18 protein-coding genes and 3 tRNA genes are annotated in these 24,681 nt (G+C 56.2%); 8 read left to right on the top strand and 13 right to left on the bottom strand.

What is annotated here, in order from left to right:
- The first annotated feature begins 1 nt into the window (after position 1).
- Positions 2–3,109, top strand: coding sequence for an error-prone DNA polymerase (locus F6Y09_RS11605; protein ID WP_152207100.1), 3,108 nt, complete (start codon positions 2–4; stop codon positions 3,107–3,109).
- Between the two features lie 69 nt (positions 3,110–3,178).
- Here F6Y09_RS11605 and F6Y09_RS11600 read toward each other — a convergent pair whose 3' ends face one another.
- The 4 genes from F6Y09_RS11600 to dbpA form a co-directional block, all read right to left on the bottom strand.
- Positions 3,179–4,501, bottom strand: coding sequence for a sodium ion-translocating decarboxylase subunit beta (locus F6Y09_RS11600; protein WP_152207099.1), 1,323 nt, complete (start codon positions 4,499–4,501; stop codon positions 3,179–3,181).
- A gap of 13 nt (positions 4,502–4,514) precedes the next feature.
- Positions 4,515–6,314, bottom strand: coding sequence for a sodium-extruding oxaloacetate decarboxylase subunit alpha (gene oadA, locus F6Y09_RS11595; RefSeq protein ID WP_152207098.1), 1,800 nt, complete (start codon positions 6,312–6,314; stop codon positions 4,515–4,517).
- Between the two features lie 41 nt (positions 6,315–6,355).
- A complete protein-coding gene (locus F6Y09_RS11590; protein ID WP_152207097.1) occupies positions 6,356–6,607 on the bottom strand; it encodes an OadG family protein in 252 nt (83 codons plus the stop codon).
- Between the two features lie 204 nt (positions 6,608–6,811).
- Positions 6,812–8,185, bottom strand: a complete 1,374-nt coding sequence (gene dbpA, locus F6Y09_RS11585; protein WP_152207096.1) for an ATP-dependent RNA helicase DbpA — start codon at positions 8,183–8,185, stop codon at positions 6,812–6,814.
- Between the two features lie 107 nt (positions 8,186–8,292).
- Here dbpA and F6Y09_RS11580 point away from each other — a divergent pair, with 107 nt between their 5' ends.
- Positions 8,293–8,829, top strand: a complete 537-nt coding sequence (locus F6Y09_RS11580; RefSeq protein ID WP_152207095.1) for a DUF2058 domain-containing protein — start codon at positions 8,293–8,295, stop codon at positions 8,827–8,829.
- Positions 8,830–8,862: 33 nt separating this feature from the next.
- On the opposite strand, the gene F6Y09_RS11575 is transcribed toward F6Y09_RS11580, so the two are convergent.
- From F6Y09_RS11575 to alaS, 7 genes are all read right to left on the bottom strand, one after another.
- Positions 8,863–9,372 (bottom strand): BCAM0308 family protein, encoded by a 510-nt coding sequence (locus tag F6Y09_RS11575; RefSeq protein ID WP_152207094.1) that lies wholly within the window; start codon positions 9,370–9,372, stop codon positions 8,863–8,865.
- A 243-nt stretch (positions 9,373–9,615) separates the two neighbouring features.
- A tRNA-Arg gene (locus F6Y09_RS11570) sits at positions 9,616–9,692 on the bottom strand.
- 102 nt (positions 9,693–9,794) lie between these two features.
- Positions 9,795–9,871, bottom strand: a tRNA-Arg gene (locus F6Y09_RS11565).
- 32 nt (positions 9,872–9,903) lie between these two features.
- Positions 9,904–9,994 (bottom strand) — tRNA-Ser (locus tag F6Y09_RS11560).
- A gap of 133 nt (positions 9,995–10,127) precedes the next feature.
- The gene (csrA, locus tag F6Y09_RS11555; RefSeq protein ID WP_152207093.1) at positions 10,128–10,328 is read right to left on the bottom strand and encodes a carbon storage regulator CsrA; all 201 of its coding nucleotides are present in this window, start codon (positions 10,326–10,328) and stop codon (positions 10,128–10,130) included.
- Between the two features lie 183 nt (positions 10,329–10,511).
- Positions 10,512–11,744, bottom strand: coding sequence for an aspartate kinase (locus F6Y09_RS11550; RefSeq protein WP_152207092.1), 1,233 nt, complete (start codon positions 11,742–11,744; stop codon positions 10,512–10,514).
- Between the two features lie 101 nt (positions 11,745–11,845).
- Positions 11,846–14,473: an alanine--tRNA ligase gene (gene alaS / locus F6Y09_RS11545; RefSeq protein ID WP_152207091.1), complete on the bottom strand. Its 2,628-nt coding sequence runs from the start codon at positions 14,471–14,473 to the stop codon at positions 11,846–11,848.
- Positions 14,474–14,851: 378 nt separating this feature from the next.
- On the opposite strand from alaS, the gene F6Y09_RS11540 reads away from it, so the two are divergent.
- On the top strand, positions 14,852–15,349 hold the full coding sequence (locus F6Y09_RS11540; RefSeq protein WP_152207090.1) for an RDD family protein: 498 nt from the start codon (positions 14,852–14,854) through the stop codon (positions 15,347–15,349).
- 22 nt (positions 15,350–15,371) lie between these two features.
- Here F6Y09_RS11540 and lptG read toward each other — a convergent pair whose 3' ends face one another.
- Together lptG and lptF are read right to left on the bottom strand one after the other, a co-directional pair.
- Complete coding sequence (lptG, locus tag F6Y09_RS11535) at positions 15,372–16,433, bottom strand: LPS export ABC transporter permease LptG (protein WP_152207089.1); 1,062 nt, start codon at positions 16,431–16,433, stop codon at positions 15,372–15,374.
- A complete protein-coding gene (gene lptF, locus F6Y09_RS11530) occupies positions 16,420–17,529 on the bottom strand; it encodes an LPS export ABC transporter permease LptF (protein WP_152207088.1) in 1,110 nt (369 codons plus the stop codon). Before lptF ends, lptG begins: the two co-directional genes overlap by 14 nt.
- A gap of 249 nt (positions 17,530–17,778) precedes the next feature.
- Between lptF and F6Y09_RS11525 the strand changes: the two genes are divergently transcribed.
- The 5 genes from F6Y09_RS11525 to F6Y09_RS11505 all read left to right on the top strand — a co-directional run bounded on the left by F6Y09_RS11525 (position 17,779) and on the right by F6Y09_RS11505 (position 24,678).
- Positions 17,779–19,272, top strand: coding sequence for a leucyl aminopeptidase (locus tag F6Y09_RS11525; protein ID WP_152207087.1), 1,494 nt, complete (start codon positions 17,779–17,781; stop codon positions 19,270–19,272).
- On the top strand, positions 19,259–19,744 hold the full coding sequence (locus F6Y09_RS11520) for a DNA polymerase III subunit chi (RefSeq protein WP_152207086.1): 486 nt from the start codon (positions 19,259–19,261) through the stop codon (positions 19,742–19,744). Before F6Y09_RS11525 ends, F6Y09_RS11520 begins: the two co-directional genes overlap by 14 nt.
- Before the next feature lie 106 nt (positions 19,745–19,850).
- The gene (locus tag F6Y09_RS11515) at positions 19,851–20,816 is read left to right on the top strand and encodes a ribonuclease Z (protein ID WP_152207085.1); all 966 of its coding nucleotides are present in this window, start codon (positions 19,851–19,853) and stop codon (positions 20,814–20,816) included.
- Positions 20,817–20,917: 101 nt separating this feature from the next.
- Positions 20,918–23,770, top strand: a complete 2,853-nt coding sequence (locus F6Y09_RS11510; protein WP_152207084.1) for a valine--tRNA ligase — start codon at positions 20,918–20,920, stop codon at positions 23,768–23,770.
- Positions 23,770–24,678 (top strand): ketopantoate reductase family protein, encoded by a 909-nt coding sequence (locus F6Y09_RS11505; RefSeq protein WP_152207083.1) that lies wholly within the window; start codon positions 23,770–23,772, stop codon positions 24,676–24,678. The genes F6Y09_RS11510 and F6Y09_RS11505 overlap by 1 nt, the downstream gene beginning before the upstream one ends.
- The last annotated feature ends 3 nt before the right edge of the window (positions 24,679–24,681 follow it).

Raw genomic sequence — 24,681 nt, 5'->3', positions numbered from 1 at the left:
CATGTCTTACGCCGAACTGCACTGCTTCAGCAATTTCACCTTCCTGACCGGAGCATCTCATCCGGAGGAGCTTGCAGCCCGGGCGCTTGAGCTGGGCTATACGGCACTGGCTATAACCGATACCTGCTCCGTCGCCGGTATTCCCCGAGCCTGGGCCGCATTGAAAAACAGCCCGGTGAAACTGATCACCGGCAGCCATTTTGCGGTCAGCGAAGATCCCGACAGTCTTGCCACCGAAATTATCCTGCTGGCCCGGGACCGGATCGGTTACGGTCAGCTCTGCCAGTTGATCACCACAGCCCGGCGGCGTGCTCCCAAGGGTCAGTATTATCTGAGCGGTGAAGATCTGACAAAGCACGGACTGGATCATTGTCTCTGTCTGTGGGCCCCGAAAAAGCTTTATCAGGTGGCCTTCGAGGATGCCCGCCAGTGTGGCCAATGGTTGCGCGATATTTTCGGTTCCCGTTTTTGGCTGACGGCGGAGCGAACACTGGAAAACCGTGAAGAAGAGCACCTGCAACAACTGGACGCACTGGCCCGCGGTCTACAATGCGCCATTACCGCTGCGGGTCATGTTCACACCCACCGCCGGGACCGCCAACCGTTGCAGGATGTGCTGACCGCTATCCGTCACCGCTGCACCCTGGAAACCGCCGGCAAACACCTGTTCCAGAACGGCGAGCGCTATCTGCGGCCAATACCGGTATTGCAGCGCCTGTACCCGGAAGCCTGGCTGAAAGAATCGATAACGATCGCAGACTTATGCAGCTTTGATCCCGGTTCGCTGAAATATGAGTACCCACCAGATCTGGTTCCGGAAGGAATGAGCCCAGCCCGTTATCTGGCCCAGCTGACCCGGAAAGGCGAAAAGACCCGCTTTCCGGAAGGGACTCCGCTGCCCATTCAGGCACTGATCAAGAAAGAACTCGCGCTCATCTCTGAGATGCGCTATGAGCATTACTTCCTGACCATTCATGACATTGTCAACTTCGCACGCCTTCAGGGCATTCTCTGCCAGGGCCGGGGCTCAGCAGCCAACTCCGCCGTGTGCTATTGCCTGGGAATCACCGAAGTAGACCCGCGCAAAGTCGAGCTGCTGTTCGAGCGCTTTATCTCCAGGGACCGGAACGAGCCACCGGATATAGACGTCGACTTCGAGCACGAACGTCGCGAAGAGGTCATCCAGTATATTTATCGTCGTTATACCCGTGAGCGTGCCGCTCTTGCCGCCACAGTCATCCGCTACCGCCCCCGCAGTGCCCTTCGGGACGTCGGCAAAGCCTTGGGGCTTGATGCCACCCTGGTGGAACAGTTGCTCAACGGTATTGACTGGAGAGACCGTGAGACAGACTGGCGTCAGCAGATCCTTGATAAAAAGCTGACCCGCAACCCGAAAGTGGCTAACCAGTTTTTTACCCTGGTCAACACCTTGCTGGGATTCCCTCGACACCTGTCCCAGCATGTGGGCGGCTTTGTGATCAGTGCCGGCCCGCTGGCCGAACTGGTGCCCATTGAAAATGCCGCCATGGCTGACCGTACCGTCATTCAGTGGGACAAAGACGACCTGGAGAGCCTGGGGCTGATGAAAGTGGACGTGCTGGCGCTGGGTATGCTGTCGGCGATCCGTAAATCCCTGGGGCTGATCAGCGAACAGCAAGGCCACACCGTCCGCATGCAGGATATTCCTTCGGATGACAGCCACGTCTATGGCATGTTGCAGGCAGGCGACAGCATTGGCGTCTTCCAGGTCGAATCACGGGCACAGATCAATATGCTGCCCCGCCTGAAGCCGGAGAAATACTACGACCTTGTCATAGAGGTGGCCATTGTTCGCCCCGGCCCGATTCAGGGCGATATGGTTCACCCTTACCTGCGCCGGAAACACGGGCTGGAAAAGGTTGAATACCCAAATGAGGCTATCCGCGGGGTGCTTGAGCGCACGCTTGGGGTACCCATATTTCAGGAACAGGTCATCAGGCTTGCCATGGTTGCCGCTGGCTTCAGTGCGGGCGAGGCCGATCAGCTTCGTCGCGCCATGGCGGCCTGGAAATCTCATGGTGACATGACGCCATTCCGGGACAAACTTCTTCACGGTATGCTGGAACGGGGACACAGCGCCGACTTTGCCGAGCGGATATACAAGCAGATATGCGGTTTCGGCGGCTACGGCTTTCCCGAATCCCACGCCGCCAGTTTTGCGTTGCTGGTGTATGTTTCCGCCTGGATCAAACATCATTACCCACCGGCTTTTTATTGTGGCCTGCTCAACAGCCAGCCCATGGGCTTCTACTCCCCCTCCCAACTGGTACAGGACGCAAGACGCCATAACGTTGAGGTGCTCCCGCCGAATGTGAATATCAGCCGATGGGATCATACCCTGGAGAACCGGTATCAAACCCTGCGACTCGGCCTGCGCCTGATTCGGGGGCTGTCCAGGCAGGCAGGACAAAAGGTGGTCAGCCAGCGACCCCCAAACGGCTACCAGAGCATCGCCCACTTCAGGCAAACCACCGGGCTGGACCAACAAAGCCTGGAAACCCTGACGGCGGCCAATGCCCTGTCCGACTTCAGTGAGAACCGGCGTCAGGCATACTGGCAATTACTCGGACATACCGCGCCGGCAGAACTGTTCGTGGGCGAAGCCCCGGCCAGTTATCTCGAAGACGTCCCGGTAGCGCTGACACAGCCCAGCGAAGGCCAGGACACCCTGGAAGATTACGCCACCCAGGGTCTCACCCTGGGGCGGCATCCGGTTGCGATACTCAGGGCGCAGGGGCACTTTCGCCAGTGCCTGAACGGCCGGGAATTACTCACCGCCGAGCCGGGCCGGCCGGTCCAGGTGGTCGGCCTGGTAACCGGCCGGCAGCGACCGGGCTCAGCCTCCGGTGTCACCTTTGTGACTCTGGAAGACGAAACTGGCAACATTAACGTGGTGGTCTGGCTCGATACTGCCAGACACCAACGCCAGCCACTACTGACTGCTCGTCTGATGCATGTGAAAGGTATTCTCGAACGGGAAGGCAATGTTGCCCATGTGATGGCAGGCAAGTTGTCGGATCTGAGCCATCTGATTCAGACCATGCAGGTGCCTTCAAGAGATTTTCATTAATGAGACGCTCATAAAAAAGCCCCATCCGGCAGTAACCGGATGGGGCTTTTGAACGCGATCAGGCTAATCTTATCCCAACAGCTTGATCATCACGCCCGCAGCAACCGCGGAGCCGATAACACCAGCCACGTTCGGACCCATGGCATGCATCAGCAGGAAGTTGTGGGGGTTGGCCTCCAGACCGACCTTGTTGGATACTCGCGCCGCCATCGGCACGGCCGATACACCGGCAGACCCGATCAACGGATTGATAGGCTCCTTGGTGAAGCGATTCATCAGCTTCGCCATCAGAACACCGCAAGCGGTACCCACACCAAAGGCCACGATCCCCAAGCCCAGAATACCCAGCGTTTGGGCGTCCAGGAACTTGTCCGCCATTAGCTTGGAGCCAACAGACAGACCCAGGAAAATGGTCGTGATGTTGATCAACGCATTCTGGGCAGTGTCGCTCAGGCGTTCGACTACCCCACACTCGCGCATCAGGTTACCGAAGCAGAACATACCCAACAGGGGCGCTGCATCTGGCAGAAACAGAACGACCGCAATCAGCACCACCAGCGGGAAAATGATCTTCTCTTTCTTGCTCACCGGGCGAAGCTGGGACATTTTGATGGCCCGCTCTTTCTGAGTGGTCAGCGCCCTCATGATAGGAGGCTGAATCATCGGCACCATAGCCATGTAGGCATAGGCGGACACAGCAATCGCACCGATCAGGTGGGGAGCCAGAACACTGGACACATAGATGGATGTCGGGCCATCCGCACCACCGATGATACCAACAGCGGCAGCTTCCAGAATGGTGAAATCAAGGATACCCAGCCAATCAAGCAGTGCCGCACCCAATACGGTCCCGAAGATACCAAACTGGGCCGCCGCACCCAGCAACATCGTCTTCGGGTTCGCCAACAGCGGTCCGAAATCTGTCATGGCACCAACGCCCATGAAAATGATCAGGGGCCCAACGGTGCTGCCAATAACCACTGTGTAGAAATTGTATAGCATGCCATTCCCATAACCGTAGTTCTGGGCAGTGAGATTGACAGCACTGATTGCGCTTGCACCAGCGTCCTTATAGGCTTCCTTGAAGACATCTTTAATCTCCGGTGTGACCGCCTGACCGAGCTCGAATGGCACTTCGAGAATTCCGGCCAAGGCCGCCAACACCTCTGGCTTGGCAAAATGAATGGCATTTTCTGCCGCCGAGAGCGCCAGGCCGGCCTCCGGAATATTCGCCAGAATGCCACCAAAGCCAATCGGCACCAGCAGCAATGGCTCAAATCCCTTGCGAATGGCAAGAAACAGAAGCAACAGACCAACCAGAATCATGACGACCTGGCCGATTTCAATATTGAACAGACCACTGCCCGTCCAGAGTGTCAGTAATTTATCCATGGAATGCTGGCCCTTATGCGATTGTCAGCATTTCATCATCAACAGCGACGGCATCACCGACCTTGATGAAGATTTCGCCGATCGTGCCGGCTTTCGGTGCGCGGATCTCGGTTTCCATTTTCATGGCCTCGAGAATAATCAGCACATCGCCCTCTTCAACCGCATCACCCGGTGACACCAGAATCTTGAAAATATTGCCCCCCAGCGGCGCCGGAACGACTTCACCTTCACCCACCGCAGGTGCTGGTGTTGCCGAAGCCGCCGGAGCGCTTGCTGCCGCGCCACCTTTGGGCTCTATCTGACTGATTTCGCCGCCCTCGGTTACCGCCACAACGTACTCTTTGTTGTCGACCGTAACGGTGTAGGTCTCGGGGCCAGCCTTTTTGGCCGGCGCCTTGCCAGTGGCGGCATCTTCTGCGGTCGGAACCGGCTCGAATGCGTCCGGGTTACCGCGATTTTCCAGGAATTTCAGGCCAATCTGCGGGAACAACGCGTAAGTCAGCACATCGTCCACTTTCTGATCGGCAAGCTTGATGCCTTTCTCTTCTGCCAGTTTTGTGAGCTCTTCGGTCAACTTGTCCATTTCCGGCTCAATCAGATCCGCCGGACGACAGGTGATAACTTCTTTGCCTTCAAGCACACGTTCCTGCAGCTCTTTATTAAAGGGGGCCGGAGCAGAGCCGTATTCACCTTTCAGAATCGCCGCGGTTTCCTTCGAGATAGACTTGTAGCGTTCGCCCGTCAGCACATTCAGCACAGCCTGGGTGCCCACAATCTGCGAGGTCGGAGTTACCAGGGGAATAAAGCCAAGGTCTTCCCGGACCTTCGGAATTTCTGCCAATACTTCATCAAACTTGTCGCCGGCGTTCTGCTCACGCAACTGGCTTTCCATATTGGTCAGCATGCCACCTGGAACCTGAGCAATCAGAATGCGCGAGTCGACCCCTTTCAGGCTGCCTTCAAACTTTGCGTACTTCTTGCGAACTTCACGGAAGTAGCCAGCAATCTCTTCCAACAGATGGAGGTCAAGCCCGGTATCACGGTCCGTTCCTTCCAGAATGGCCACTACCGCTTCGGTGGGTGAATGACCATAGGTCATACTCATGGAAGAAATCGCCGTGTCAACGTTGTCTATGCCAGCCTCAGCCGCTTTCAAAGCGGTCGCGGTAGACATACCGGTGGTGGCGTGACATTGCATATGAATGGGCACTTTCAGCTCTTTCTTGAGCCGGGTAACCAGATCGAACGCCACATAGGGCTTCAAAAGGCCAGCCATATCCTTGATGGCAATGGAGTCAGCGCCCATGGATTCAATTTCCTTGGCCAGCTCTACCCACATCTCAATGGTGTGGACGGGGCTGGTGGTGTAGGAAATAGTACCCTGTGCATGCTTCCCGGTCTTGCGAACTGCCTTGATGGCGGTGTCGAGGTTCCTGGGATCGTTCATCGCATCAAAAATACGGAACACATCAACGCCATTCTCTGCAGCCCGGTCCACAAAGCGCTCAACAACATCGTCTGCGTAGTGGCGGTAGCCCAACAGATTCTGTCCGCGCAGCAGCATTTGCTGTGGCGTGTTTGGCATGGCTTTCTTGAGCTGCCGAATGCGATCCCAGGGGTCTTCGCCCAGATAGCGGATGCAAGCATCAAATGTCGCTCCGCCCCAGGATTCCAGTGACCAGAAACCGACCTTGTCGAGTTTCTCGGCGATGGGCAGCATGTCGTCAAGACGCATGCGGGTGGCGAGGATAGATTGGTGAGCGTCACGCAATATGACGTCCGTTATCCCCAGCGGCTTCTTTGTGTCTGTCATCGTGTCAGCCTTCTGTTAAAAGGTTCTATTCGTTTGCCGGATCACTTCTTGTGGCGTGACCGGTATTGTGCAATTGCCTTTTTGATGGCTTCAGCCGTACCGGGGTCAACCGGTGACCGGGCTGGTTGTTTTGCACGTGATGAGCGTGCCGGGGTTACCGGCTCCGGCGCTGAGTACCGGATAACGATCTTTGACATGAGCAAAGTGGCAAGCACAAGGATTATCAGGAATACAAAAACAAATCCCATACCCGCGACCATCAGTTCGATGGCTTGTGACATCAGCTCATTCATAAATGGGCTACCTGTAAAGTTGTTCGATTCTCCCCGACCTGACAGGCCCGAAATGCGAAACCCCGTCAGAATCGGGGGGCAAAATCCTGCGTAATTTACCGTTTTACCGATTTATGAGCAACCAAATCAAATAACATAATGCTCATTTCACGCCACCAACTGTGCATTTTTATACACCCACTCCCATCTGCTCCAGGTGTTCCTCTATACCATTCGAACCCTGAATTTCCGTCCTTTTATCTTACCGGCTTCCAGTCGTTTGAGTGCTTTCCGGACAACATCGCGGTTTACGGCCACGTAACATTGAAACTCAAACAGATCGATCTTTCCTACCGCAGTCCCCGCAAGGCCAGCATCTCCGGTTAAGGCGCCCAGTACATCCCCCGGACGAACCTTGTCCTTGCGCCCCCCGGCGATACACAGCGTTTGTCGTGCAGGCTGAACCGGGTGGTCCGGCGTTGCCAGCAGTACCGGAGTATCGCCCCACCCCAGAGGCTTTCCGGCAACAGCTTCAAGCCGCGACACTCTGTGCCCCTGGGAAGGAGTGCAGAATGTCACAGCGACCCCCTTCTCACCTGCCCGACCGGTGCGGCCGACGCGGTGGGTATGGATCTCGGGGTCACGGGCAGGCTCCACATTAACCACCAGAGGCAACGCCTTGATGTCAAGGCCCCGGGCTGCCACATCCGTGGCGAGAAGTACGGCACAACTCTGGTTGGCAAAGCGGGCGAGAACCGCGTCGCGATCCCGTTGGTCCAGATCACCATGCAGCGCCAGCGCACTGAAGCCCCGCACGTTCAGAGCGGCTTCAATCTCGTCGCATTGCTGTTTGGTGGTGCAAAAAGCAATACAGGACGCAGGCTGATACTCTGATAACAGCGCAGCCAGGGCATCGGTCTGCTGTCCGGGCTGGATCTCGTAAAACCGCTCTTCGATATCCAGCTCGGGCTCGGTATCCGCCACGCGTACATCCACCGGGTCGACCTGAAAGGCCTCACTCAGAGTGCGGATGGCATTGGGCCAGGTGGCTGAAAACAACAGCGTCTGCTTCTGTGCCGGTGTTTGGGCAAGTATGTCGTTGATGGATTCACTGAAACCCATGTCCAGCATCCGGTCTGCCTCATCAAGCACCACTGTCAGAAGCTTATCCAGCGAGAGGGTACCTTTGCGCAGATGATCCTGGACTCGTCCTGGCGTGCCGACAACGATATGAGCCCCATGGCTTAGGGAGCCAATTTGAGGGCCAATGGCTACCCCGCCACACAAGGTCAGGATCTTTACGTTATCCCTCGCCCTCGCGAGCTCCCGCAGCGCCTTGGCGACCTGGTCGGCCAACTCGCGGGTGGGACACAGTACCAGACCCTGAACCGCAAAATGCCGGATATTAAGCCGTTCGATAAGACCAACACCAAACGCCGCGGTTTTCCCGCTCCCGGTTTTGGCCATGGCGATGACATCCCTGCCTGCGACAGCGGGTGGAATGCTGGCTACCTGAACCGGCGTAGGCGACCCAAAGCCCATCCGGGTAAGATTGGCAAGCATGGCAGGCGAAAGCCCGAGTTGGTCAAAAGATGACATAAACAATCCTGAACATTGATACGGTTGGCCCCGAAGGACATTATCTGCGCGTATACTAACCCATCAAAGCCAAAGCGTCCGGCATAAACACGAGGAAGCATCTGATTATGGCATCACTGCAGGAACAATTAATGAAGGCTGGCCTGGCTGACGAGAAAAAGGCCAAAGCCCTGAAAAAGGAAAAATACAAGCAGCGCAAACAACAGCCCAAAGGTACCACCGAAGTTAATGAGACCCAGCTTCGGGCACAGCAGGCCCAGGCAGAAAAGGCAGACCGCGACCGGCAACTGAACCGGGAGCGTCAACAGATCGCTGAACGCAAAGCTGTGCAGGCCCAGATTCGCCAGCTGGTGGAGTCAAATCGGCTGGATCGCAAGTACGGCGAAACCACCTACCAGTTCGTTCATGACAAGAAGATCAAGAAAATCTTTGTGGACGACACCATGTTGGACCAACTGTCACGCGGCCGGCTGGCCATTGTGTGCGTCAACGACAGTTATGAGATCGTGGCTGAAGGCGTTGCCAAGAAAATTATGGAGCGCGATGAGAATGCCGTTGTTGTCCTTCATGACCGCAAGAAAGACGACCTTGGGGAAGATGATCCCTACGCCGGTTATGAGATTCCTGATGATCTGATGTGGTAAACAAATAACCGCACTCAGGCGCGGAGCTGCCCATCACTCATCCCGGTTCCAGTAGACCCGGACCAGATTCGATGCCTTGGTATACTGGATTTCCAGCTCGCCATCATAGGCCCGCTCAATAGCTTCCCCGGTGCCCCGGGGAAGATGAAGGTCAGTGAATTTGACAATCAGCGCCCCTTCCGGACCATCCTCGACTCCCATCATCCGCTTCATGGGGTGCTGAGCCTTCTCCTCCTCGACCTTATTCTGGATAAGCCTCAGGATTTCATCCCTGTGCTTACCGAGAAACCCGCCGGACAGTGTAAGGATACCACCAGGCATATCGTCCCGGATTCGCTCACACGCAGGGCACATCACATCATTTGCCTCACCGACCAGCTCCGCCGGCCACTGCCAGCGACCTTTTTGAAAAACAGCTCCGCACTCCGGGCACGCGGCGGGTTCTTTGGGCTTGCTTCGGGCCATATACGGATCGTGAATTTCCTCCTGGATAAGCCTGTCACGACGACCACGCCCGGCTACATCACCATCTTTTCCGCTCATGTTTTCGCTCCCTTTCCTGTTTTACGGAGCGCCCAGTCTCAACGCAGTTGGTGCCGCTCGACGATTTACTTTGCTTCACGCCCGGCTAGTTCAGGCTCGAAGATCTTGAGCAGCCTGGCCGAAGGATTTGCTTGTAGATTTAAGCATAGGCTGGAGGGCGAGAATTGTGCAAATAGCGATCAACAGGAAATTGACGGAGAGCAAACAAAAAACCCCGCACTTGGCGGGGTTCTTTGTTTGATATGGTGCGGCTGGGAGGATTCGAACCTCCGACCGCTCGGTTCGTAGCCGAGTACTCTATCCAGCTGAGCTACAGCCGCAAATTTCTTTTGTGCTTTGTTTGAACCTCTTCAGGTTCCCCTTCCGTCTGGCCTCAGAGTGTAGCTCAAGCTCCGGGTTCACGACAGAATGTACTTAAATAATGGTGCGGCTGGGAGGATTCGAACCTCCGACCGCTCGGTTCGTAGCCGAGTACTCTATCCAGCTGAGCTACAGCCGCACACTAGTCTCTTTTCTTCACCAAAATGAAGATGGCGGAGAGGGAGGGATTCGAACCCTCGATACGCGCAATGCGTATGGCTCCTTAGCAGGGAGCTGGTTTCAGCCACTCACCCACCTCTCCTTGAGACGCGGCGTATAGTACCATAATTTTTCTGTTTTCATAGCGTTGACTCCGGGTTTTTCTTACCGATTTCGATAGACAGAAAAACCGAAGCCAAAAAAAACCGCCTGTGTATTCTCAGACGGCTTCATATTTAGCTATTGCCAGGCTCAGGCCCATCAGAGTCGCCTTTCTCACTCTGGATGCGCTGATAAATTTCTTCCCGATGAACAGCTACCTCTTTAGGAGCGTTAACACCTATACGCACCTGGTTTCCTTTCACGCCCAGGACAGTTACGGTAACTTCATCACCGATCATCAGGGTTTCGCCTACACGACGAGTCAAAATCAACATTTTCTATGCTCCCTTATCAAAGCTACCTGTTCCGACTTCAGCGGCACGCTTAATATTTAAAGTGGGGCCACGCACTAGACGTTGAGAGCAGAACAACCACTTACACTGACTGCTCTGGCGCCTAGCACGGGAATGGTTCCCTTTCTTACAAGAGCTGGACGAATCGACCTGTGCTCCGCCGTATCAGGCCTCGATCTGAGGCTTATGCAGCTCAAAAGCACTGTGAAGCGCCCGAACCGCCAGCTCAAGATACTTCTCGTCGATCACCACCGAAATCTTGATTTCCGAGGTGGAGATCATCCGGATATTGATACCTTCGTCTGACAGCGCCTCAAACATCTTGGTGGCAACGCCAGCGTGAGAGCGCATACCCACACCCACAATACTCACTTTCGCTATCTTGCTGTCACCACTGACCTCCCGAGCCCCCAGCTCACCAGCAACACGCTGAAGCACTTCCTGGGCACGCTTGAAGTCGTTCCGGTGCACGGTGAAGGTGAAATCAGTCCGATTATCAGCGCCGACGTTCTGGACAATCATATCAACTTCGATATTTGCGCTGCTGATCGGCTTCAGTATACGCAAAGCAATGCCCGGTGTATCAGGCACACCGGAAATAGTCAGTTTGGCTTCGTCCCGGTTAAACGCGATGCCGGAAACCAGTGGTTGCTCCATGACACTTTCATCCTCAAAAGTAATCAGTGTGCCCTCGCCGTCCTGGAAACTGGAAAGCACTCTGAGAGGGACATTATATTTGCCTGCGAATTCAACAGCGCGAATCTGTAGCACTTTAGAGCCCAGACTCGCCATTTCAATCATTTCTTCGAACGTAATGCGATCCAGCCTGCGCGCACTGTCCACCACTCTGGGATCCGTGGTGTAAACGCCATCCACGTCAGTGTAAATCTGACATTCATCCGCTCTGAGCGCCGCCGCTAACGCCACTGCCGTGGTATCCGAGCCGCCACGACCCAGAGTGGTAATGTTGCCAAGCTCATCGATGCCCTGAAAACCTGCCACCACGACCACACGACCTGCTGCCAGGTCTTCCCGCATGCGCTGCTCATCAATCTGACGGATCCGGGCCTTGGTATGGGCACTGTCTGTCAGTATGCGCACCTGGGCGCCGGTATAAGAGCGGGCTTCACAGTTGCGTTTCTGTAAAGCCATAGACAGCAGAGCAATGGTAACCTGCTCTCCTGTTGAAACCAGCACATCCATCTCACGGGGTGTCGGTTCCTCCATGATCGCGCTCGCCAGCCCGATCAGCCGGTTCGTTTCGCCGCTCATGGCAGAGACAACCACCACAATGTCGTGCCCTTCCTCGCGGAAGCGACAGATTTTTTCTGCAACCGCTTCGATTCTGTCCGTGGTACCCACGGAGGTACCGCCAAATTTCTGAACCAACAGAGCCATGGTCTTCCCAAAGTCCAATCAGGGGGCGTTCGATGACACCAGGTGTCACCCTTTTTTTAACCGGCGGATTATAGACCGCTCATTCTCCAGACAACAACGCTTTAGGCAGTAGCTTTGGCTACCCAGTCCGACACACCTTTAAGCGCCTCAGCCAGCCTGGAGGGATCGTTGCCGCCGCCCTGGGCCATGTCGGGTCGCCCGCCACCTTTGCCATCGACGAGACTGGCAAGGTGCTTCATCAGATCGCCGGCCTTGACCCGATCAGTCGCCGATTTGGTAACACCGGCAACCAGCGTAATTTTGCCATCCTCGACACTGGCGAGGACCACAACCCCTTCACCGAGCTTGTTCTTGAGCTGGTCAGCAGTTTCCATCAAAGCCTTCTTGTCAGCCCCGGCAAGTTCGGCGGCGACAACTTTCAAGCCATTGACTTCAACGGCGGAACCAGCCAGATCCGTGCCAGCAGAGCTTGCCAGTTTTGATTTCAACTGTTCAAGTTCTTTCTCCAGCTGCCGTGTACGCTCCAGCGTGGAATGCACTTTCTCGACAACGGACTCGCGCGAGCCTTTGACCAGTCGTGCAAGTTCACGCAGCGACTGCTCGGCCTGATCCATCCACTGCAAGGCGCCCTCCCCGGTGACCGCTTCAATACGACGGACACCGGAAGAGATACCGCTTTCAGAGGTGATTCTCAGCAGGCCGATATCCCCGGTACGGGATACGTGGGTGCCCCCGCAAAGCTCAACGGAGTAATCGTCCAGCCCCATGCTCAGAACGCGGACAGTGTCGCCATACTTCTCCCCGAACAGAGCCATGGCGCCTTTGGCCTGAGCCTGCTCCATATCGGTCAATTCCGTCGCAACCGGCGTATTGCTGCGAATCTGCTCATTCACCTGACGCTCAATTTCACGTAACTCTTCCGGTGTGACGGCTTCAAAATGCGAGAAGTCAAAGCGCAGTTTGTCGGGATCCACCAGTGAGCCTTTCTGGGTCACATGATCTCCCAGCACCCGGCGTAGCGCCGCATGCAACAGATGGGTTGCCGAGTGGTTTAACGCTGTAGCCTGGCGGCGAGCATGATCGATACGGGCATCCACTTCCAGCCCGGGAAACAACTCACCCTCAAGCACGCTACCGATATGAAGGTGATGATTACCGTTTTTGCGGGTATCTGTTACCTGGAACCGGCCACCACTCCAGGTTAGCAGGCCGGTGTCCCCGACCTGGCCGCCGGATTCAGCATAAAACGGGGTACGCTCCAGCACCACGATAGCCTCATCGCCGGCCTGGGCATTTTTCTCTTCACCGCCGACAATCACCGTCCGGATGGTTTCGTGGCCGTCGATGTGCTCGTAACCGGTGAATTCGGTCCGGCCTTCAATGGTGAGGCCATCATTGTAATCAATGCCGAATTTGCTCGCCGCCCTTGCGCGCTCACGCTGGAGATCCATGGCCTTTTCGTAGCCTTCGTAATCCAGCGTAAGCCCACGCTCCCGGGCAATGTCGTTGGTCAGATCGACTGGAAAACCGAAAGTGTCATAGAGCGTAAAGATGGTTTCGCCAGGTATTTCAGTGCCTTTCAGCTCATTGATATCCTGCTCCAGCAGCCGCAGGCCCTTGTCCAGCGTTTTGGCGAACTGCTCCTCTTCCTGTAGCAACACTTTTTCGATCTGGGCCTTGCTACGCACCAGCTCTGGAAAGGCATCGCCCATGAGTTCCACCAGAGCTGCGGTCAGTTTGTGGAAAAATGGCTGAGTGGCACCCAGTTTGTTGCCGTGACGTGCGGCCCGACGAATGATCCGGCGTAACACAAACCCCCGGCCTTCGTTTGATGGCATCACTCCGTCTGCAATCAGAAAGGCGCAGGAGCGAATGTGATCCGCCACGACGCGCAGCGATGCTTCCGTGGTACTGGCGCCGCCGAGAATATCCGAAGCCGCCCGGAGCAGGTCCTGGAAAAGATCGATTTCGTAGTTGCTGTGCACACCCTGCAGCACGGCGGTTATGCGTTCAAGCCCCATGCCAGTGTCCACTGAGGGCTTGGGCAGAGGCTGCATCTCACCATCTGACTGGCGATTGTACTGCATGAAGACCACGTTCCAGATTTCGATGTAACGATCACCGTCTTCTTCCGGACTGCCCGGCGGCCCACCGGCTACGTCCGGGCCGTGGTCGTAGAAAATTTCCGTGCAAGGTCCGCAGGGCCCGGTGTCGCCCATTTGCCAGAAATTGTCGGACGCATAGGGCGCCCCTTTGTTATCGCCAATGCGGATAATGCGTTCAGCTGGAACACCAACTTCCTTGTTCCAGATATCGAAGGCTTCGTCGTCGGCGGCATAAACGGTTACCCACATCCTCTCCTTCGGCAATTTGAGCCAATCGTCGCCGGTCAGGAATGTCCAGGCATAGTTAATGGCTTCGCGCTTGAAATAATCGCCAAAACTGAAATTGCCCAGCATTTCAAAAAATGTGTGGTGACGTGCGGTGTAACCAACATTCTCAAGGTCATTGTGCTTGCCGCCGGCTCTGACACACTTCTGGCTGCTGGTCGCCCGATTGTAGTCCCGCGATTCACGGCCCAGGAACACATCCTTGAACTGGTTCATACCCGCGTTGGTAAACAACAGGGTCGGGTCGTCCGCCGGTACCAGCGAACTGCTCGGCACAATGGTATGACCCTGCTGTTTGAAATAATCCAGAAACGCTTGTCGCAACTCTGCGGTTTTCATAACCCTGCCCTGATTTATCGACCAGTCTTTCAATGAGAAATCCGATAGCGGGTTCGGCTGGACATTCTGAATATCCCCACCAAGCCCCACAAGGCCGCTACTCTAGCATAGGCGCCGGAGAGGAAAAATGAGAAAGGTGGGCGGGGGCGTCAATGGTGTTAATAAAGTAAGCAAATGACGGGTGACGTGGGATCTAGAGGTGAAACCATGACAAGCCCCAGATGTTCGCCAGGGCCCTGAAAAATGCCAGGGACAGCTCTGGTCATCGGTCCCGGGCACGCAAACTTTAGCACGAATACGCTATACTCGGCGCCGGTTTCATTGCCTGTTTACTATCCCGGGGACGTCCGGGCCGTCTTCCGCCAGTCTGGAGTTAATATGCCACGCCGTTTTCACGAAGGTAATGAAGTCCTTCCTCCCGCATCCCTCATCAAACGTCTGCTGGCGATGCTTTACGACGGCCTGATCTGTATTGCGGTGCTGATTGTCGTAACCTGGGGCTACACAATGCTCGCAGCATGGGTGGTGGGATTTGACCGCTACATGGATTTGGCAGAAGCTGGAAAACTCAACACAGATCCCCTGCTGTCTTCCCTGCTGTTTATTATCCTGTATTTATTTTTTGGCTATTTCTGGACCCGCACCGGTCAAACCCTCGGCATGCAGGTTTGGAGAATCCGGGTGGAGAACAGTAACGGGGTATCCATCAGCTGGGTTCAGGCATTGCTGCGGTTCATGATGGGGTGGGCAAGCTGGATTGCATTGGGGCTAGGGTATTTCTGGATGATCTGGAACAAGGACAAAATGACCTGGACCGACAAGTTCTCGGAGAGCCGGGTCGTCTATGTTGCGCCGCCCGAGAAACAAAAATCCTGAGCTTTGCTCCAAGGCAGGAGAATTACCCGGCCCGGCGCATAAGCACGATCCCGACGACCGCGTTAATCGCAATCGGTACCAGGATCGCCAGTACCGGGTTGAACCCGAATACCAGACTCATCGGGCCGAGTAAATCCTGCATGTATTTGAACAGCAGTCCGACGATCAACCCGGTAAACACCCGGAACCCCATTGTCACTGAACGCAGTGGCCCGAAAATAAACGAGATTGCCACCAGCACCATAACCCCTGTACCCAGCGGCATCAGAACCTTTTTCCAGAATGCCAACCAGTACGACGCTGCGCTGAGCCCCTGCTCATCAAGGTACGTGGCATAGGTGTAAAGGCCAGTCATTGAGAGGTTCTCGGGCTTGACGATCAACACACTCAAAACCTGGGGCGTGAGGCCGGAGTCCCAGCGTAATCGTTGATTACTTTCCTGGGAGGTTTCCTGCTTCGACAGTTTTGTGGTGGTGACATCCTCCAGAATCCAGTGGTCCCCCTGAAACACGGCTCGCTTGGCAAATGTTGCCGTTGCCATCCAGCGTTCATCCGTAAACTCGAACAATGACACCCCAAAAAGTGTCCCGCTCGTCTGAACCGCATTCAGGTGGATAAACGTGTCTTTTTCCCGGTGCCAGACGCCGGATGCCGACGCAATGTTCTGCCCCGCCCCCTGGGCCATAGCCTTCTGGCTTTGGGCCATCCGTTCAAACGGCGGCGCCACGTATTCACCGATCAGCAAACCAACAATTACAATAACCAGAGTGGGTTTCATGGCAGACCAGACGATACGCCGAATGGACACACCGGCTGCGCGAATCACCGTCAGTTCCGATGAACTCGCCATCGCACCGAGCCCTACGAGACAGCCCATGAACGCGCCAAGCGGAAGGTAGTCGTAGATGCGCCGGGGCACCGTCATGAATACATAGCCCAGCGCCTGAACCATCTGGTAGTCATTGCGGGTGGCATCCAGCTCGGCAATAAAACCGAAAATAAGGTCCAGCGACAGCACAACCACCATCACCAGGAACATAGCGCCACCGACAGTACGCATAACGTAACGGTCAAGCTTTTGCACCGGGCCTACCCTCCTTCTGAAGTCGGCGCTTACGCAGCCAGGCGGGACCGAGATGGAGCCAAAGGCCTAACGCCAGGAACAGCCCATGGACCCAGAGCATACCCAACCATTCCGGCACCTTGCCATTTTCGAGTGCATCCCTGGCAACAATCAGCAAACCAAGGTAAAGAATGTACAAGAGCATGGCGGGTAGCAGATGAAAAAACCGACCCTGGCGGGGGTTCACGCGGCTGAGCCTTACCGCGAGCAATGTGACGATGGGGACAATCAAAGGCAGCGAGAACCGCCAGTGCAGCAACGCCCTCGCCGCCGGATCACTGGATGCCATCAGCTCCCGCGTGGTGAGTGCCTCCTCCAGCGTTTTGTCATTTCCGCTTGAGCCCTCAATGCGCAGTCCGTAGGCTTCAAATTCAGTGACGGCGAAATCAAGCTGACCGGGTACCCCCTGAAACTGATTACCCTCTTCAAGAACCAGGAACCGGCTGCCGGTGTTTTCGTCAATAAACTGGGAACCGGTGTTGGCAGAGACCAGCGTCAGACTCTCGCCCCCATCGGAAAATTCGGCAATGAACACCCCCCTCAATTCCCGCTTATCATCACTCAGTGATTCGGTATAAGTGACCCGCCCGCCGGACGCCAGACTCTGGAAACGGCCCGGCGCAAGCAATTCAAACTCGGTGGCTTTGCGCTGTTCATTGAAGATGGCCTCTACCTGTTTCATTCCCCAGGGCGAGATGTAGAGACTCAATGCGCCCACGACCAGCATAACGAGGAGACTGCCAACCAGAGTCTGTGTAAGTAACTGCCGCTCACTGAAACCACAGGCCGACAGTACGGTCATCTCGCTCTCCAGGTACATGCGACCGTATGCGAGCAGGATGCCAATGAAAAATCCCAGGGGGAGAATCAATTCCAGAAAACCCGGAAAACGATAGGCCATGATCTGAAACAGTACATCGCCGGCCAGTTCTCCGGCGGCGGCGTCCGCCAGATATTTTATGAACCGGCCACTCATGAAGACCATCAGCAGCACGCCAGACACCGCCAGCATGCTGATCATCACTTGTCGGGTCAGATAGCGGAAAATGATGCTCAAAGCGATCTCGGCCTGAAAAACACGATGAATAAAACGGCGGACGTTCAGTGACAGCCCGGCTGCGTGATGGCTATTCTATGGAACCTGCATCACGAATGACAGCGCCCACCCCCGCTCTGACACATCAGGCGCTTGATATAGTGAGCCTTCACCCTAAGATAGAGCGTAAATCAAAGCATTATCGTCAGCTTTCAAGTACCAGCCCGAGACATCCTGGCTTACTTTTGTTACTAACCGTCCGGAGACTTTATGAACATTACCCTCAGCAACAAACCTCTATCCACCGAGAAAGCGGACTGTCTTGTAGTCGCATTGCCGGAGAAGGGCGATTTGCCGGAATCCACCCGGCTGGCAGACGAGGCGCTGGGCGGTTTGATCAAGAAGCTGCAAAAAAGCGGTGACCTCTCGGGCAAGAATGCGACTACCTTGATGATTCCGACACCGGGCCAGGCCTGGGATCGACTGTTAGTAGTGGGTACCGGTGCAGACAAAAACCGCACACCTGCCCTGTTTCGCAAAGCCCTGATCGCTGCGGTCGGCCAACTGAAAGATGGAGTATCCAGGCATGCACTGTTTGCCCTGCATGACAGCCCGGTAACCGGCGATGACAGGGCCAGCTCTGAAGCGGCAAAACTCAGTCTTATCGGCCGCACCCTGGAAGATCAGCTCTACAGCTTTAACAGCTATAAGAGCGAGAAGCCGGCAAACAGCAAGCTCAACAAGGTCACGGTAACAGCCTCCGCTGCCGGCAAAGGCCTTAAAGATGCCTTTAATCTCGGGCTTGCAACCGGCCGCGGCATGAACTTCACCAAGGATCTGGGCAACACTCCACCCAATATCTGCCACCCGGTATGGCTGGCTGAGCAGGCGAAGAAGCTGGCAAAGGAGCATGAGGTCATCAAGACCGAGGTGCTCGATGAAAAGCAGATGGAAAAACTGGGCATGAACACCATTCTGGCAGTCGGTAAAGGCAGCACCGAGCCACCGCGTTTCATCATCATGGAATACCGTGGCGGTAAGTCCAAGGACAAACCCCATGTGCTGGTTGGCAAAGGCATCACCTTTGACACCGGCGGCATCAGCCTGAAACCGGGTGAAGGCATGGACGAGATGAAATACGACATGGGCGGGTCTGCGAGCGTGCTTGGGGCGATGCAGGTCATTGCTGAGGTTAAGCCCAGGATCAACGTGGTCGCCGTCATCGCCGCTGCGGAAAACATGCCGGATGGCGGTGCTTCGCGCCCGGGCGATATCGTCACCACGATGTCCGGCCTGACCGTCGAAATTCTCAACACGGATGCCGAAGGCCGTTTGGTACTCTGTGATGCCCTGACCTATGTCAAGCGCTTTGACCCGGCTTCCGTGGTGGACCTGGCAACCTTGACGGGCGCCTGTGTTATTGCCCTGGGGCATCATGCCAGCGCTGTATTCAGCAATGACGAAGGCCTGTCGGAGGAACTGCTGGCAGCCGGCGAGCGTGCAGGTGACCGCGCCTGGCCCATGCCGCTCTGGGATGATTACCAGAACCTGCTCGACAGTAATTTTGCAGACATGCAGAACATCGGGGGCCGGGCAGCAGGGTCCATCACCGCAGCCTGCTTTCTGTCTCGCTTTGCCAAGGATTACCGCTGGGCTCACCTGGATATCGCCGGCACCGCCTGGAACTCCGGCAAAGCCAAAGGCTCAACCGGCCGGCCAGTACCGCTGCTCGTAGACTACCTGATGTCCCATGCCGGCAAGTAACACCGACCACAATAAAGCGAAGGATGCGCGGAATCAGTCTTACTGGTTCCACATCCTGGCTCAAACTGCCCCTGCTGCCCGTAACCTCCACGCAGTCAAACTTGTTGATAAGGCGTGGCAGCAAGGTGATCGTGTATGCATTGTCTGCGATAGCGAGAACCATGCTCGCGAACTGGACGATCTCCTCTGGAACACAAGCCCCGAGGGGTTTATTCCCCATAGCATCGTGTCCGGGAACGGGCCCCCGTGTCCGGAGTCTGTGGGCATTCTGGTAGGCTCGCCCGTCGCCACCGAATGGGACACGGTGATCATCCTGTCAGCTACGCTGCCGGCTGAGGCTGATCAGTTCAAGCGCCTGGCACTGGTAGCCCACAATGACGCGGTCACTCTTGATCAAGCCCGATCACACTTCAAGCAATTAAGGGCATTGGGTATCGAACCAAAAGTCCATGATCAGAGAAAAACCCTGTAACCCGTCTCCTTGAGCTGGATCTGCACCAATAAACCGGTTCGATAACCTCATCGATATTTTTTGCTATCTTTGAACCACATTCCCAATTTGCTGACCAAGGCACATCATGGAATTCACCTTTATGGGCACCTCTGCCGGCACACCGACCAAGGCCCGTAATGTGACCGCGCTTGCACTTCGACATGGCGGCCCAAAAAGCTGGTATCTGATTGACTGTGGAGAGGGCACCCAGCATCAGATATTGCATACCCGCTATTCTTTGATTCAACTGCAGGCAATCTTTATCACCCACGTGCACGGCGACCACAGCTTCGGACTACCAGGTCTGCTGGCCAGTGCCTCAATGGCCGGACGGACAGAACCACTGCCCATCATTGCGCCCACAAGACTTCGCCCATTCATTGAAACCGCTATGGAACAAACCGATTCCAACCTGGGTTTTGAGCTGCAGTTTATTGACTCAGAAGCAGAGGGTTTCCAGTGGCAAGACCACGCCTTCGAGGTTACCACCGCCGCCCTCTCCCACCGGGTGCCCTGCCGCGCGTTCATCTTCACCGAGCGCAATCTTGACCGCCAACTGCTGACCGACAAACTTCGGGCCGATGCCATCGAACCCGGGCCGGTTTGGGGCCAGTTGCAACGGGGTCAGGATGTAAAACTCGAAAATGGCAAAATGCTTTGCAGCGACGACTACGTCACTGCCCCCCGACGACCACGGCGTATTGTGGTGGCAGGCGATAACGACACGCCTGAGTTACTTAGCACGGTATGCCAGGAGGCCCAGGTACTCATTCACGAAGCCACCTATACCCGGGAGGTCTCCGAGCGCGTTGGCCCCGCGCCCCAACACAGCTCCGCCGCTCAGGTTGCCAGCTTCGCCGAAGCTGTGGGCCTGCCCAACCTGGTGCTCACCCACTTCAGCTCCCGATACCAGTTCAGCCACGACACCGCCCCACTGATCGACGACATCGCAGTCGAAGCCAGCGCATTCTATCGCGGCAACCTCTTCCTGGCCCGGGACTTTGCGGACTACCGGTTGAATCGGGATATGACGTTGGAGGTCATCACCTGAATCACTCTCGCCCTGGTTCGCTGCAACCGTGACGACCATGTATAATTGCCGGTCTCAAATTACCCCTGTAAACAACACAACCGGCTACCAGCAGAAACCCCATGGAAAAAACCTACCAGCCAGAAAACATTGAGCGCCAGTGGTACGAAAACTGGGAAAAGAAAGGCTACTTCCGCCCGTCCGGCGAAGGCGAATCCTTCAGCATCGCCATTCCGCCGCCGAACGTTACCGGTAGCCTGCACATGGGCCATGCGTTCCAGCACACCATCATGGACACCCTCACCCGTTTCAAGCGCATGCAGGGCCGTAATACCCTGTGGCAGGTCGGTACCGACCATGCCGGTATTGCTACCCAGATGGTGGTCGAGCGCAAACTTGCGGTGGAAGAGAACAAGACCCGTCACGATCTTGGTCGGGACGAGTTTATCAAGCGTATCTGGCAGTGGAAGGAGCAGTCGGGCGGGACCATTACCGGTCAGATCCGCCGGTTAGGCAACTCGGTGGACTGGGACCACGAGCGCTTCACCATGGATGACGGTTTCTATAAAGCCGTGCAGGAAGTGTTCATCCGGCTGTTTGATGAAGGTCTGGTCTACCGCGGCAAGCGCCTGGTGAACTGGGACCCTAAGCTCCACACCGCCATCTCCGACCTTGAGGTAGAAAACAAGGAAGAGAAGGGCCACTTCTGGCACCTGCGATACCCCTTGGCGGGCGGCGCCAAAACCAACGATGGCAAGGATTATCTCATCGTCGCCACCACCCGCCCGGAAACCATGCTGGGCGATACCGCCATAGCCGTGCATCCGGACGATGAGCGCTATCAGCACCTGGTTGGCAAGACTGTGCGGTTACCGCTGGTGAATCGCGAAATCCCTATTATCGCGGACCCGCACGCGGATCCCGAAAAAGGCAGCGGTTGCGTCAAGATTACCCCCGCCCATGATTTCAATGACTACGCCGTGGGCAAACGCAACAACCTCACCATGATCAACGTGCTGACCCAGGATGCCTGTGTCCGCGACGTGGCCGAAGTATTCAACGCTGACGGCACTGAAAACACCGAGGTCGACGGCAGCTTGCCGGCAGCCTACGCTGGCCTGACCCGGGAAGAAGCCCGCAAGCAGATCGTCGCCGCCATGGCGGCGGAAGGTCTGGTGCACCAGGTGGAAGACCACGTGCTGAGCGTGCCCAGGGGGGATCGCTCCGGCCTGATCATCGAGCCGATGCTGACAGACCAGTGGTTCGCCGACGCCAAGACGCTTGCCAAACCCGCCATTGAAGCGGTCGAGGATGGCCGCATCCAGTTTGTGCCAAAGCAGTACGAGAATATGTATTTCTCGTGGATGCGGGACATTCAGGACTGGTGCATTTCCCGCCAGCTCTGGTGGGGCCACCGTATCCCGGCCTGGTACGATGTCGACGGCAATATCTACGTCGGACGCAGCGAAGAGGAAGTTCGGGAAAAATACAGCCTGACCAGCGACCTGGCCCTGAAGCAGGACGACGACGTACTCGACACCTGGTTCAGCTCCGCCCTGTGGACCTTCGGCACCCTGGGCTGGCCGGAAATTACCGAGCGTCTGAAAACCTTCCACCCTACCGATGTGCTGGTCACCGGCTTTGATATTATCTTCTTCTGGGTCGCCCGCATGATCATGATGACCATGCACTTCATGAAGAACGAAGACGGCAGCCCGCAGGTTCCCTTCAAGACCGTCTATGTCACCGGGCTGATCCGGGATGAGCAAGGCGATAAGATGTCCAAGTCCAAGGGCAACGTCATCGACCCGCTGGACATGATTGACGGCATCGGCCTGGATGACTTGCTTGAGAAACGCACCGGCAACCTGATGCAGCCGAGGCTGGCCGAAAAAATCAGCAAACGCACCAGCAAAGAGTTTCCCGAAGGCATTGCCGCTCACGGCACTGACGCGCTGCGCTTTACCCTCGCTGCCATGGCCACTACCGGCCGTGACATCAACTGGGACATGAACCGTCTGGAAGGCTACCGTAACTTCTGCAACAAGCTGTGGAACGCCGCCCGCTATGTACTGATGAACACCGAAGGTGAAGACTGCGGCGTCAACAACGAGCCGGTGGATTTATCGTTGGCGGATCGCTGGATCATCAGCGAATTGCAGCAGTGCGAACAGGATGTCATCCGTCATCTCGACCAGTACCGGTTTGATCTGGCCGCTTACGCACTGTACGAGTTTATCTGGAATGAATACTGCGACTGGTATCTGGAGCTCTCCAAGCCCTCTTTGAGCGATGAAAACGCCAGCGACGAGGCCAAGCGCGGCACCCGTCGCACGCTGGTCCGCGTGCTTGAAGCCGTGCTGCGGCTGGCTCACCCGATGATGCCGTTCATTACGGAAGAGATCTGGCAGCGTATTGCACCGTTAGCAGGCAAGCAGGGCGACAGCATCATGCTCCAGCCTTTCCCCGCGCCAGACGCGAGTCGCCAGGACCCCAGCGCCAGCGCCGATATTGAGTGGGTAAAAGGGGTCATTGTAGCGGTGCGAAATATCCGCGGCGAGATGAACATCTCTCCGGCCAGGAGAATCCCGGTTCTGCTGCGCGGACAGAACCGGGACGACCAGCGTCGGATGACAGAGAACCGCCAGTTCCTGAGTTCCCTGGCAAAACTGGACAGCCTTGACTGGCTGACAGAGGGCGACGCCCCCATGTCGGCCACCCAATTGGTGGGCGACACCGAGGTGCTGGTTCCCATGGCCGGGCTGATCGACAAGCAAGCCGAGTTGGCCCGTCTCGACAAGGAACTGGACCGGCTGAATAAAGAAATGACCCGGCTGCAAGGCAAGCTCAATAATGAAAAATTCACCGCCAAAGCGCCGGCCGAGGTGGTTGAGAAAGAGCAGGAAAAACTCCGGGATGCCGAGGGCGGCCTCAGGCGTCTTGGCGACCAGCGGAAATCCATCGAGGCCATGTGATGGCCAGTGGCGGCCTGATACTGGGGGCCGGCTCACTGGGCCGGCTCTGGGCCGCCTGCTTGCCCCCGGGCGCGGCTGCCTTTGTGTCTCGCCCGGGGCAATCACCCTCCCTCTACTGTGAATACCGACTACAGACCTTGCAGGGCTCATCAGTCAATGTGTCGGTGCCGTGGCAGTCACTGCCTGCGCCCTACACCCCTGCCGCCCTGTTAGTTGCGACCAAGGCAATGCACGCATTACCTGCCTTGAAGGGCATTAGCGAGTCGCTGCCAAAATCGACGCCCATTGTATTATTCCAGAACGGTCTTGGCAGCCAACAGGCAGTAGCCGAAGCTTTCCCGAAGCGCCCGGTGATCGCAGCCACAACCACCGAAGGTGCCAATCGGCCACAACCGGATGTCGTTGTGCATGCCGGGCGCGGAACCACCTGGGTCGGGAGTTTGAATGCCGCGGGCAACGAGGCGTTGACGCCTGTAGTGGAATTTCTGTTTAACAGTGGTCTCCAGGTCGAAGCAACGGCGGATATCACGCTAAGGCTCTGGCAGAAACTGGTCATCAACGCCGGCATCAATCCCTTTACCGCCCTGCTGGACTGTCCGAACGGCCAGATTCTGAAGCAGCCCCTCTATCTGAAACATATCGATGGCGTCTGTGAGGAACTTGCGCGCTTGATGAATCATGAGGGTATGCTGACGAACGCAAGCAGATTGAGAGCAGATATCGAGGTAGTGGCACGGGCAACCACCCATAACACCTCGTCCATGCGCAGCGATGTGCAAAACGGTCGAGCGACGGAAATTGATTTTATCAACGGCTACGTGGCGCATCGGTGTGAAGCTCTGAATTTGGCCGCCCCGGTGAACCGTATGCTGACTGAACAGGTACATTCCATCACCAACAACCATTAACGG

Source organism: Marinobacter changyiensis, from assembly GCF_009193265.1.
GTDB classification, from domain to species: Bacteria; Pseudomonadota; Gammaproteobacteria; order Pseudomonadales; family Oleiphilaceae; genus Marinobacter; species Marinobacter changyiensis.
Note: the sequence above shows the minus strand (reverse complement) of the source record. Positions and strands in the feature narration are given on the sequence as shown.

Coding starts and splice junctions, on each gene's coding strand:
- F6Y09_RS11575 (WP_152207094.1), bottom strand. CDS start 9,372: ATGAGCGGAAAAGATGGTGATGTAGCCGGGCGTGGTCGTCGTGACAGG.
- csrA (WP_152207093.1), bottom strand. CDS start 10,328: ATGTTGATTTTGACTCGTCGTGTAGGCGAAACCCTGATGATCGGTGAT.
- oadA (WP_152207098.1), bottom strand. CDS start 6,314: ATGACAGACACAAAGAAGCCGCTGGGGATAACGGACGTCATATTGCGT.
- F6Y09_RS11510 (WP_152207084.1), top strand. CDS start 20,918: ATGGAAAAAACCTACCAGCCAGAAAACATTGAGCGCCAGTGGTACGAA.
- F6Y09_RS11520 (WP_152207086.1), top strand. CDS start 19,259: ATGCCGGCAAGTAACACCGACCACAATAAAGCGAAGGATGCGCGGAAT.
- F6Y09_RS11525 (WP_152207087.1), top strand. CDS start 17,779: ATGAACATTACCCTCAGCAACAAACCTCTATCCACCGAGAAAGCGGAC.
- F6Y09_RS11505 (WP_152207083.1), top strand. CDS start 23,770: ATGGCCAGTGGCGGCCTGATACTGGGGGCCGGCTCACTGGGCCGGCTC.
- F6Y09_RS11605 (WP_152207100.1), top strand. CDS start 2: ATGTCTTACGCCGAACTGCACTGCTTCAGCAATTTCACCTTCCTGACC.
- F6Y09_RS11540 (WP_152207090.1), top strand. CDS start 14,852: ATGCCACGCCGTTTTCACGAAGGTAATGAAGTCCTTCCTCCCGCATCC.
- F6Y09_RS11515 (WP_152207085.1), top strand. CDS start 19,851: ATGGAATTCACCTTTATGGGCACCTCTGCCGGCACACCGACCAAGGCC.
- alaS (WP_152207091.1), bottom strand. CDS start 14,473: ATGAAAACCGCAGAGTTGCGACAAGCGTTTCTGGATTATTTCAAACAG.
- F6Y09_RS11600 (WP_152207099.1), bottom strand. CDS start 4,501: ATGGATAAATTACTGACACTCTGGACGGGCAGTGGTCTGTTCAATATT.
- dbpA (WP_152207096.1), bottom strand. CDS start 8,185: ATGTCATCTTTTGACCAACTCGGGCTTTCGCCTGCCATGCTTGCCAAT.
- F6Y09_RS11590 (WP_152207097.1), bottom strand. CDS start 6,607: ATGAATGAGCTGATGTCACAAGCCATCGAACTGATGGTCGCGGGTATG.
- F6Y09_RS11580 (WP_152207095.1), top strand. CDS start 8,293: ATGGCATCACTGCAGGAACAATTAATGAAGGCTGGCCTGGCTGACGAG.
- F6Y09_RS11550 (WP_152207092.1), bottom strand. CDS start 11,744: ATGGCTCTGTTGGTTCAGAAATTTGGCGGTACCTCCGTGGGTACCACG.